At 52.5% G+C, this 11,832-nt stretch carries 7 protein-coding genes; 6 read left to right on the top strand and 1 reads right to left on the bottom strand.

The genetic code is table 11. The features are described 5' to 3' along the window. Positions 1 to 48: 48 nt before the first annotated feature. The 3 genes from EHT25_RS22490 (at position 49) to gatA (ending at position 2,369) form a co-directional block, all read left to right on the top strand. The gene (locus EHT25_RS22490) at positions 49 to 483 is read left to right on the top strand and encodes a YkvA family protein (protein WP_185731453.1); all 435 of its coding nucleotides are present in this window, start codon (positions 49 to 51) and stop codon (positions 481 to 483) included. 84 nt (positions 484 to 567) lie between these two features. Beyond that, complete coding sequence (locus tag EHT25_RS22485) at positions 568 to 777, top strand: Sec-independent protein translocase subunit TatA/TatB (protein ID WP_114408458.1); 210 nt, start codon at positions 568 to 570, stop codon at positions 775 to 777. A 149-nt stretch (positions 778 to 926) separates the two neighbouring features. After that, positions 927 to 2,369, top strand: coding sequence for an Asp-tRNA(Asn)/Glu-tRNA(Gln) amidotransferase subunit GatA (gatA, locus tag EHT25_RS22480; protein ID WP_124877414.1), 1,443 nt, complete (start codon positions 927 to 929; stop codon positions 2,367 to 2,369). A gap of 54 nt (positions 2,370 to 2,423) precedes the next feature. Here gatA and EHT25_RS22475 read toward each other — a convergent pair whose 3' ends face one another. After that, positions 2,424 to 6,239, bottom strand: coding sequence for a PVC-type heme-binding CxxCH protein (locus EHT25_RS22475; RefSeq protein WP_124877413.1), 3,816 nt, complete (start codon positions 6,237 to 6,239; stop codon positions 2,424 to 2,426). Positions 6,240 to 6,556: 317 nt separating this feature from the next. Between EHT25_RS22475 and EHT25_RS22470 the strand changes: the two genes are divergently transcribed. The 3 genes from EHT25_RS22470 (at position 6,557) to EHT25_RS22460 (ending at position 11,796) form a co-directional block, all read left to right on the top strand. Continuing rightward, on the top strand, positions 6,557 to 7,177 hold the full coding sequence (locus tag EHT25_RS22470) for an RNA polymerase sigma-70 factor (protein WP_124877412.1): 621 nt from the start codon (positions 6,557 to 6,559) through the stop codon (positions 7,175 to 7,177). Positions 7,178 to 7,252: 75 nt separating this feature from the next. Beyond that, positions 7,253 to 8,260: a FecR family protein gene (locus tag EHT25_RS22465; RefSeq protein ID WP_124877411.1), complete on the top strand. Its 1,008-nt coding sequence runs from the start codon at positions 7,253 to 7,255 to the stop codon at positions 8,258 to 8,260. 11 nt (positions 8,261 to 8,271) lie between these two features. Then, positions 8,272 to 11,796 carry a SusC/RagA family TonB-linked outer membrane protein gene (locus EHT25_RS22460; protein ID WP_124877410.1) on the top strand — a complete coding sequence of 1,175 codons (3,525 nt, stop codon included), beginning with the start codon at positions 8,272 to 8,274 and terminating at the stop codon, positions 11,794 to 11,796. Positions 11,797 to 11,832 lie beyond the last annotated feature (36 nt).

Below are 11,832 nucleotides of genomic sequence, written 5' to 3'. Positions count from 1 at the left end.
GTTATAGGATTGTCCAGCTATCCAGGGACTTTAATTTACACGCAACCTATGGCAAACCGTCGCTTGTTAACGGCAATCCTGAGTTCTATTTTTTTTAAACGCTCGACTGAAAAAGCGTCACGGTATACCCGAAGCGGCAAGAGCCTGCTCGATCTGCTTCACCGTGTCGCCGAAAAAACCCGGGTATTGGGGGTTGGGGCCAGTTATTCGGCCGCCAAAGACCAGATTAATATTTTGGTGCGCATGGTTCGGGCCTATGCCAAAGGCGAATACCGGGCTATTCCCGGAAAGACGCTCCTTCGGATGGTAGCGGTTTTGGTGTACTTCGTGTCACCCATCGACTTCATCCCGGACGTGTTGCCTTTGCTGGGAATGACCGACGACATTGCGCTTTTATTCTGGCTGGTGAGTTCGATCTCGGACGATATCAGCCGGTTTACCGAGTGGGAGCGCAACCATGCCTCATCGATTAAAATTGGGTGAAATCGTTTTTTTAGTGCACAATAAATTCGTAATATTCGTTACTTTTGTAAAGAGTTTCTGCATACACTCATAACTCATACTATCATGGCATTACTCACAATTTATGCATTCCTAGGCTCACTCGGCGGAACTGAACTTCTTTTAATTGGTCTGGTTATTTTATTATTCTTCGGTGCAAAACGGATTCCGGATCTGATGAAAGGGCTTGGCAAAGGCATCAAAGAATTTAAAGACGCTACCAAAGACGTTCGCGAAAACATCGAAGAAGGACTTCGCGATACGAACGTAAAATAACTGATTTTGACTAAGTGAATGATCGAATAGTTCCATATTGATGCTATTCACTCATTCATTCATCCAAAATTGATAAATGTATTTCAGACAACAGCTCGGCCTGAACGGTCGTTCTGTTGTCTCTTTTTTTCTACCAGCCGTACTTTGTTATGCCCGTAAAACCGTACGATTCCCTCTCCGAAATTCAGCGCGATCTGGCTGCCGGATCGGTCACCTGCCGCCAGCTGGTCGATCACTACCTGCAACGCATCGACGATCACCAACACCTCAACGCATTTGTGGCGGTTTATGCCGACGAAGCCCGCCAGCGGGCCGACGAAGTGGATGCTAAATGGAGTGCCGGAAAGGCGGGTCGGCTGGCCGGAATGGTCTTGGGAATCAAGGATGTACTCTGTTACAACCAGCACGGTGTGCAGGCGGGAAGCCGGATTCTGGACGGTTTCGTGTCGCAGTTTACCGCCACTGCCGTGCAACGCGTGATGGACGAAGACGTAATCATCATCGGTCGGCAGAACTGCGACGAGTTTGCAATGGGTTCTTCCAATGAGAATTCGGCTTTCGGTCCGGTTCGGAATGCCGACGATACCGATCGGGTTCCGGGAGGTTCGTCGGGCGGTTCGGCCGTGGCCGTTCAGGCCGGTTTGTGTCTGGCGTCACTGGGTTCGGATACCGGCGGTTCGGTTCGTCAGCCCGCGGCTTTTTGCGGCACGGTCGGTCTGAAACCGACTTACGCCCGGGTTTCGCGCTGGGGACTGATTGCCTACGCGTCTTCGTTCGATTGCATTGGCCCAATTACGCATACCGTCGAGGATGCGGCTTTGCTGCTGGAAATCATGGCGGGAGCCGATGAGTTTGACAGTACGGTAAGCCAGAATCCGGTTCCGAAGTATACGGAACAACTGGCTTTAAACCGCCCTCTGCGAATCGGCTACCTGCGCGACGGAGTAGAAAGCGAGGGCGTCGATCCGGTAATCCGCCAAAAAACGCGGGAAATGCTGGATCGTTTGCGGGAGCAGGGACACACCGTTGAACCGGTGGATTTTCCGTTGTTGAAACACGTTCTGCCTACGTATTATATTCTGACGACCGCCGAAGCCAGCTCCAATCTTTCACGCTTTGACGGCGTCCGGTTTGGGTATCGCAGTCCCGAAGCGACCGATCTGGAATCGCTCTACAAAAAATCCCGCACCAACGGTTTTGGTGATGAAGTCCGTCGCCGGATTATTCTCGGCACGTTTGCCCTCAGTTCCAGCTATTACGACGCCTACTATACGAAAGCCCAGCAGGTTCGCCGGTTGATCAAAGACGAAACCGATGCGTTTTTTGGGCAATATGATTTGATGGCGTCACCCGTAACGCCAACGACGGCGTTCCGAATTGGCGAAAAATCCAGTGATCCGCTGCAAATGTACCTGGCCGATATTTTTACGGTTCAGGCCAATGTCGTGGGCTGTCCGGCCATTTCAATTCCGAACGGCACCGACGCAACCGGTCTTGCCATCGGTTTTCAACTCATGGCTGCTCCCTTCCGCGAAGTGGACTTGCTGGCGGCTGCCAACGAATTGACCAAAGCAACGGAGGTCGAAGCGTAAATAATGGCTTCATTCGGGGCAAAGAAAATGCTCGAATGAAGCCATCAACCGGTTTTATTTTTTAGCCTGTTTTACGGGTGCCGTTGTTCGCAGAAAAGCCACCAGATCGATCACTTCGTCTTCCGTCAGGGCATCGAGCAAACCGGTCGGCATCATGGAATTGGGCGTTACTTCCCGCGATTGAATATCCGATTTGTTCAGCACCACGGCATCCTGACCGACTACGCGCAACGTAAGCTGCCGCTCATTTTCTCCCGCCACATTCCCGGAATACGTCCGACCGTCGCGGGTGGTTACCACCACCATTTTATAATCGTCCTGGATTTCGCCACTCGGATTCAGGATGTTACTGAGCAGGTAATCGACATTCGCCCGGTTTGATCCGGTAATGTCGGGCCCGATGCTGCCCCCTTCGCCGTACATTTTATGACAGGGGCCGCAGGTGCGCTGGAAAACCAGTCTTCCTTTTGTCGTATTGGCAGCCAGCAGCGCCCGGTCAGTGAGCAGTTTCTGGTAACGGGTATACGCTTTTTCGTCAATACCGTGCTGCTCAATCGGCCCCCAGACTTCCACAAAACCGCTGCCGACTACCCGCAGCAATTGCCGGGCGGCATAGGTCGGCACATCCCGTTTTGAGATCTTGTTGTTTTTCAGCGCCTGCGTCAGTTGCCAGCCGTAACGCGGCCGCGACGACATGGTCTGAATCACCTGAAGTTTATCGGCCGCACTGAATTCCGGGTAACGCGTCAGCATCAGTTCGCCTAATGATTCGCGGTCGTAACCGGCAATGGCACGAATGGTTTCGGAGCGCAGATTCGGTTCGTTCAACAAGGCCGGGAGTTCATTCAGCAATTCGGGTCGTTGCTGGCTTGCGATGGATTTCAGTGCTTTCTGCCGTTGGTCGAGGGGTGCTTTCCGGTCTTTCAGCGTTGCCAACGACTTGCGGGCGGTTTCAGTATCGCCAAACTGTTGCGCCACCTGCTGAGCGAGTTGGGCGGTTTTGGGATTCGCTTTCAATTTGGTATAAACCGCATTCCAGTTGGCCGGTGTCGCCAGATCCGAACGGCCTTCCAGCCCGTCGCGCATGCCTTCCAGCAGATTGATCTGGTTTTTAGGCTGTTTTCCAAGCGCGGTAATGAGCGTTGGCGTTGCATCGGCGTCGACAATCCGGCGCGCAATAAACCGGGAAATCAGCGGAATTTCACTGCGGTTCGCCAGTTCCAGCGCCCGGCCCGGATTCTGCTTGACGAGCGGTTCGAAGCCAAACCAGATCATTTTGGGTAAGTTATGATCGGCCTTGTCTTCGCCGTGCGCCATCAATTCCCCGGCTATTTTCCAGCGCGTTTCGGTATCCACGCGTTGCAGGGCACCCGCCAGATAAAGCCGCACGACCGCCGACTGATCTTCCTTGGCCATCCGAACAAACTTCTCCTGCGCCGTTGCCGAAGGTGATTTGTCTTCGCACAGCAGTTGAACGGCCCAGGCGCGGACGTACGGATCTTTGTCATCCAGGACTTTTACGAGTGCGTTGGAATCAAAACCGCCGGTGACGTGCAACGCCCACATGGCCCGCAGCCGCCAGTCGGCATTTGCATTGGTTTCGAACAACTGACGGAGTTGCGCATGTGTTTCGCCGGATAATTTGCCTTTTACCGCGCGGTTTTGCAAAATGATTCGCGCGCGTCGGGCGTGCCAGTCGCTTTTATTGGTTTGCAGACTGACCAGTTGTTGATCCGTCATTTTGTTCAGATCGGAGTACCGGCCGGTCCAGTTTTCGGCCAGCGAGTTTTTTGGCATGATCCGGAAAATCCGACCGGTTTCACCGTTCAGAACTTCTTTGCCGCAAATGTCGGCGTCGTGCCAGTCGAGCACATAAAGCCCACCATCCGGGCCGATTTCCATGCTAAAACCCACCCACTGCGCATTGTTGGCCTGCAAAAAATCGTCGCCGTGGTGTCCCACAAAGCCCGATCCTTTCGGCTCCAGAATGTCCGACAGAATACCGTGTTCGTGAATATTCGCCATAAAAATTCGTCCCTGCTGCGACTGCGGAAACGCATCGGATTGGTACACCCGCGCCCCCCCGTGGGCAGACCGGTGACTGTGGTCGGCGATGGTTTTGATGTCTTCGTATACATACGGATTGAAGTGCTGCCCGCCCTGCCGGTGGTAAATACCGCCCGGAATAACATGCCAGAGGTGCGGAATGACGCAGGCCGTCATCAGAAGCTGGCCTTTGGCGTCGTAATCAATGCCCCACGGATTACTAAAACCGTGTGCGACGACCTCAAACCGGTCTTTGGTCGGATGATACCGCCAGACGCCCCCGTTAATGTCAACGCCTTCCCCTTTCAGAATGTCTTCGGGAAAGGGGTCGTTGTGTTTGTAGAGTTTTCCCTTGCCTTCCGGTTTCCGAACTTTCGAGGGTGTCGCAAAACCTTGCAAACCGTATAACCAGCCGTCGGGGCCCCAGTGCAGACTGTTCAGTGTCTCGTGCCGGTCGCGGATGCCCCAGCCGGTTAGCCGAACTTCAATGTCTTTTACGTCGGCCCGGTCATCGCCGTTGCGATCTGGAACGAACAGAAGGTTTGGCGGTGCGCCCAGAAACAGACCGTCGAAGCCCACGGCCATCGCCGAGGGGAACGGAATGCTATCCAGGAATACCTTCTGACTATCGGCTACGCCATCATTGTTGGTATCTTCCAGAATCAGGATTCGGCTGTTCCCGGCTTTGGAAAAACCGTACCCGCGCGATTCGTAATCCCGGTTTTCGGCCACCCACAACCGCCCGCGATCGTCCCAGCAAAACGCCATTGGCTGCGTCATCATCGGTTCCGACGCCCAGACGTTGGCTTTGTAGCCGTCCTTCATCGTCATGCTTTCAACGGCCGCTTGTGGCGTCAGAAATTTCGCTTCCAGGCCTTCTTTCTGCGCAATTCCCCAGAGTTGTGACGTTGAATTGACGCCACTGAAGGCGCTCCAGGTTTTGGTCAGTTCCACGTCGTTCAGGTCACCGGAATACACAACCACCTGGTGCCGAATGGTTTCTGTATCGCCTTTTTCGATTTTCCAGTCGCCGTTTCGTGCCCGCGCCGGACCGATGCCCATCTGATTGTCGACCCGCCAGGTCTGGGGATAGCCTTTGTTTTCGGGATGGTCAAAAATGGCGATGTGCGCCAGGTCGTCCCGGCCTTCCACCTGCAAGCCCACGTCGACCCACATGGCCCGCTGGCCTTCCGCTTTTTCGTTGCGTTGCCGGGCCGCGTTGATCACCTCACCCTTCATGCCTTCTTTCCAGGGCATACGGACAAATAGCCCGCCGTAATCGTATTTGCCAATCGTGACGTCGGTTTGGGCTTTGCCTTTCCATTCCAGATCCAGCAGGTATTTTCCCTGCTGTTCGCGCATCGACCAGGTTTGCGTTTCGGTCAAAACCGCAGTGCCTTTTTCGTCGAGTAAATCATAAACGGTTTGCCATTTTACCTCCGTGCCGGTGGCCTTGATTACTTTGGCCGAAACCCGGCGCCAGTAGTCGCCCTGCGGATGGTGGAAATAATCCCGGCCATTGACGCGGGTGTAACCCCAGTAGATACCGGTTTGGTGCTTATGGTGTCCGGGGCTGTATTCGGTCAGAATACCTTTGCCGTCAGGAGCAACGATGGGGTGGAGGTAAGGCCGGAAATCCGCTTTTGCATTTTGGGTCAGGATGGGCGTTTTGCCGTTCAGGCGAAAAATGGAAATGGTACCGGCTTTTAAATCCTGTTTAATTTGCAATTGCTTTTGAGCGCCGGGCGGTTTTTGATCGGGACGTTGAAAAACACTCGCAGTACAAACAATCAGCAGGCTTAGGAATAGGATAATGGATTTCATAATGGTTCAGGAAAAACGCCAATTTAGTACTAAAGCGGCAAAAATACCGTAAATACTGCCTGAGAACGGATTCCGAGTCGTTTTACGGTTCCGAATCCGGAAGTTCCGGAGTAGATCAATCCGGTCGTATTCTATTTCTCTCCCTGATTTGAGTTGGCGTAGGAATTGGGCAGTAGAAAGAATATTTGTGGAAAAAGGTTGCTACATTGTGCTTAAAGAGAATTTTTTATTGGAATCGTACGGTTTTAATCCCTACTTTAGCTAATTGTTAAGCCACTTTCGTACCCATTCACTCAAATTCGTCAAAAGGTCCGTTCATGCGTATCCGAAAATTACCCGTTCGGTTGAGCCAAGACGCTGAAAAAGAAATCACCCTGCGGTTGAAAGCGGGTGATGAAGGTGCATTTGAGGAAGTTTTTTACCGGTACTACAAACACCTGCTGGCCATCGGAATCCGGTTTTTGAAAAATCCTGATCTGGCCGAAGATGCGGTTCAGGATATATTTCTCAAACTCTGGGATCACCGCGACAGTCTTAATGAAGCCTATTCCATCAAGAATTTCCTGTCGATTTCGATGAAAAACCACGTGCTGAACGTGATTCGTAACCACCATCAGTCCATCTGGGAATACCTTTCGGCCGAAATCGAAGAACTGAATGGCGAAGAAACAACCGGTAACGCTTTCCAATTTCAGGAGTACAGTGCGATTCTGGAACAGGGCTTGCAGCATTTGACGCCCCAACGCGAAAAAGTGTTCCGGCTTCGCGTGTTCAGCGGGCTGGATAACGAGCAGGTGGCGCGGCAATTATCGGTTTCGGTCAATACCGTTAAAGTACAGTTTACGCAGGCTACCAAGTTTCTGAAAGACTACCTCAGCAAACACGCTGACTTAGAAGGGATTCTCCCCATTCTGATCTTTTTTCTGCTTTCCAGCTAATTTTTTCTTCGACGAGTAATACGAATGGTTCGCAAATGTGTATCCAGTTAAGAAGCGTTTTCTCTAAACTCTTTAATGGATACACCACTTCTACAGAAGTATTTACGGAACGAGTGTACCCCGGACGAAGCCCGGGAGGTATTGCTGTACCTGGCCACGGCCCATGGGCAGCAACAGTTGCAGCAACTGCTCGATGCTGACCTGACCGAACCGACCGAACTTCCGCTTAATGCGACCGAACAGCTGGATGCCCAGCGTCTTTTCAACCGGATTCAATCCGGTAAAAAAAACCACCCTGACTTAGAGGCCAATGAACCGCGTTTGGATATGCCGGTCCGGCGGATCGGGCAGCGATGGGGCTGGGTGGCTGCGGCTGCCATTGGGGTGGTTTTGCTGGCAGTAGGCTCCCTCTTCTTTTATCAGCGGTTTACTACTCCCGAACCCATTTCGCTGCACACCGATTTCGGACAAACCCGGCGGGTTGTTCTGCCCGATCAGTCTGTGGTGACGATGAACGGCAACACAACGATTCGCTACGTTGAAAACTGGCGGACCGACACGCCCCGCGAAGTCTGGGTGGAAGGGGAGGCTTTTTTCGAAGTCGTTCATACGAAAAACCACCAGCGGTTTCAGGTCCATCTGCCCGGGCAGATGAATGTCGTAGTGCTCGGAACGCGGTTTAATGTGTACACCCGCCAAACCAAAACGAAGGTGGTATTGAACGAAGGCCACATCCAGATGCGGGTTTCCGATAACCCCAACAACCACCTCGATATGAAACCGGGGGAAATGTTCTTCGCTGATAGTCAGACCAATGCATATTATAAAAAAACGGTCAATGCGGTAGCACAGTCGTCCTGGCGCACCAACAAGCTGATTTTTGAAGGAACTACGCTGGCCGAGATTGCCCAGCTTTTAAAAGAAACCTACGGGCTGGATGTCGAGATTCGGGACCGGGAATTGCAGCAGCAAAAGGTTACCGGAACCATACCCGGCAAAGACGTGAACACGATACTGAAAGGTCTGTCCGGCCTTTTTGACTTGAAAATTACCCGAAAAGCGAATCATATTGTCATTGAATAAACTATCTACGCATGAAAAAAATAGTTCTATTTCTGTGGGGAATACTTCTGGTCGGTACGCTACCGATACACGCTCAACTGATCGCGTCGAATGGATACCGGGCTAAGCAGCAGGAAAAAGATATAGCCGCGCCCGTCGTTACGCTGAAAGCCGCCTTATCGGAACTGGAAAAACAATACCGGGTGTCGTTTATATACCGGACGAATCTGGTCGATACGAAAGTGGTTTTAACCGGTCATCGGGATCATACGGTGGAAGAAGCCCTGACGAACCTGTTGTCGGACAAGGGATTGACGTATGAAAAAATACAGGCCAATTTTTACGTCATCGTAGCTTCCAAAGAAAAAGGGACCCGGTTTTTTCGCAAAATAAACCAGATTGAAAAGAAGGCTTTTGAACCGCAGATCGGGAGCGAACCCGTCTCTTCAGCCGATCTGAACCTGATCAAACTGGAACGGATTGGCTACTCGGTGCTGTCCGCCGAAAAACCGATGGACGACATTCGCGGCAAAGTTTCGGGAGCAGGTGGCGACGCCCTGCCGGGCGTCAGCGTCGTTATTAAAGGCTCCACTCGCGGAACGACTACCAATGGCGAAGGCGAGTTTTCAATCAACGCACCGAACAACGCCACGCTGGTGTTCAGTTTTGTGGGATTTGCCTCCAAGGAAGTGCCCGTCAATGGTCGGACGAACCTGACCGTTACGCTGGTGGAAGATGAGCGCGCCCTGGAAGAAGTGGTGGTAGTGGGGTATGGTACCCAAAAACGGGCTTCGGTAACGGGGGCAGTTGCGTCCGTAACGCCCAAGGACCTGACGGCTTTGCCGGTCATTAGCGCGGAGTCGGCCATGCAGGGCCGCGTGCCGGGTGTTCGGGTGGTCAACAACGGGAGCCCTGGCCAATCCCCGATTGTTCGTATTCGGGGCGTCGGTTCGATTAACTACGCATCCGGCCCATTGTATGTCATCGACGGCGTTCCGTCGGGCGATTTGAACAACCTTGATCCCAAAGACATCGAATCACTGGAGATTCTGAAAGACGCCAGCGCAGCTGCTATTTACGGCTCACGGGCTTCCAACGGGGTGGTGATCATTTCGACCAAAAAAGGATCGAAAGACGGAAAGCTGCACGTCAATTTCGATACCTATTTCGGAACACAAACCGCCTGGAAAAAACTGGATCTGCTCAACACGCAGGAGTATACTCAATACGCGACTGCCCTGCTGGGAAATGCCAAAATCGCCATGCCTTCCCGGTTAAGCAATCTGAACACGCCGATTTATGATGGTGCTTCGCAGACCTTCGCCCAGACCGCTACTAACTGGCAGGATGTAATGCTCCGCACGGCGCCGATTCAGCAACACCAGCTTTCGGTATCGGGCGGGAATAACGTCTCCCGGTTTTTTACCTCTGCCGGTTATTTTGATCAGGAAGGAATTCTGATTGGTACGAACTACAAACGGGGTAACGTCCGGATCAATTCGGATCACCAGATCACCAAATTTCTGACGTTTGGTCAGACCCTGATGATTTCGTACGATAAAATGCGCGGGGAGCAGGGATTTGGCGGTGGTCGCACGGCCATCATGCAGGCCATCCGGAATTTGCCCTACTGGCCGGTTTCCGATCCTACCAAAGTGGGCGGGTATAGTTCGCCAACGGCGGCCGATGGTTCCGATCCCGACAACCCGGTTCGGATTGCGTTGCAGGATAAGAGTTACAACCAGCGCGTGAAATTGCTGGGAACCCTGTTTACGGAAATCAAATTTACCAATTTCCTGAAGTACCGTTTCAGCTTCGGGGCCGATATTGTTACGGCCATTGGAACCAACCTGTTTCCGATTTATAACGATGGGTACAAAAGCCGGACGCAGGACAACATTCAGGACAATCGTACCTCGTATTATTCACCGATCCTGACCAACCAGCTGACGTACGACCAAACGTTTGGCAAGCATTACATCAATGCGACGGTTGTGGCGGAGAAACAGACGTTCCGCAGCTCGAGCCTGAACGGGAACGGTTTTCGCCCCAACAACGACATCGATGTGTTGCAGGGCATTTCGAACCCCGGCGTAACGAGCAGCAAAGACGAAAGCAGCCTGATTTCGTACATCGGCCGGGTCAATTACGAGTTTGCCGGTAAATACCTGTTGAGCGGTTCGGTTCGTCGCGACGGTTCGTCGCGCTTTGCGCCGGGCAACAAATGGGGGACCTTCCCATCGGCTTCCGTGGGCTGGCGGGTGAGTGAAGAAGCGTTCATGAAATCCGTTCCGAACCTGTCAGAATTGAAGATTCGCGGGAGTATCGGGCAAACCGGTTTCAACGGCATCGGAAGTTATGCCTGGCAGTCGCTGATTTCGGCGGACAACACCAACTACGTTTTTGGTGCCAACAAAGTACTGGGTTCTTATTTTGCTTCCCTGGGAAACACGGCCCTGAAGTGGGAAACGACCACCATGTCGAACGTGGGCGTCGATCTGGGCTTGTTCGGCAACAAACTGACATTCACGGCGGAGGTCTATAACCGTAAAACCGACGGTCTGCTGCTGAATGTTCCGATTCCGAACTCGATCGGATACTCGTCTCCACCCCTGGCCAACATCGGTAGCATGAAAAACTGGGGGTATGAATTCCAGGCCGGTTACAACCACAACGAAGGTGATTTCCGCTGGAATGTTTCGGCCAACATGGACGTCACCCGCAACAAGGTGACCAGCCTGGCTACGCCAAGTGCTACGCTGTACTCCGGTCTGAATCAGGATTTTGGCGGGTTTGATATTACGAAAACCGAAGCCGGACAGTCCATTCAGTCGTTCTACGGCTGGCAGGTAGAGGGAATTTACCAGTCGCTCGACGACGTGTTCAACAGTCCCCGGGCGCAAAACCGGGCCGAAACGCGGGAAGCTCATGACCCCACCAAAAACACCTCACCGGGTGATATCAAGTTCAAGGATATCAACGGCGATGGCAAAATCGACGCCAGCGACCGGACCTACCTTGGCAGTTACATTCCGAAGTTCAGCTACGGGATCAATTTTGGCGCTAATTACAAGAACTTCGACGTAACGGTTTATCTGCAAGGGGTTTACGGCAATAAAATCTATAACGGCACGAAAGTGATCGAAGAAGGAATGCTGCGGTTATTCAACGCGGGCAAGGGCGTTCTGAACGCCTGGACCCCGACCAACACGGGAACCGATGTGCCCCGGGCAATCAGCGGTGATCCGAACAATAACAGCCGTACATCCGATCGTTTTATCGAAGATGGTTCGTACATGCGGGTGAAAAACTTCAGCATTGGGTATAGCATTCCGGCGCCGATTCTGAGCAAATTTACCCGGAACACCCTCACGAAAGCGCGCCTATACGTTTCATCCACGAACCTGTTAACCTTTACGAAATACACGGGGCTGGATCCGGAGATCGGGATCAACGGAACCGCTGGTGATAACTCCAAGTTGTTGACCAACGGCATTGATTATGGCCAGTATCCACAACCCCGGACGCTCCTGATCGGCTTGAATATCGGCTTCTGATGCACAGAACCGGCGATGTTTCAACAGTATTAAACG

The organism is Larkinella rosea (genome assembly GCF_003858635.1).
GTDB classification, from domain to species: domain Bacteria; phylum Bacteroidota; class Bacteroidia; order Cytophagales; family Spirosomataceae; genus Larkinella; species Larkinella rosea.
Note: the sequence above shows the minus strand (reverse complement) of the source record. Positions and strands in the feature narration are given on the sequence as shown.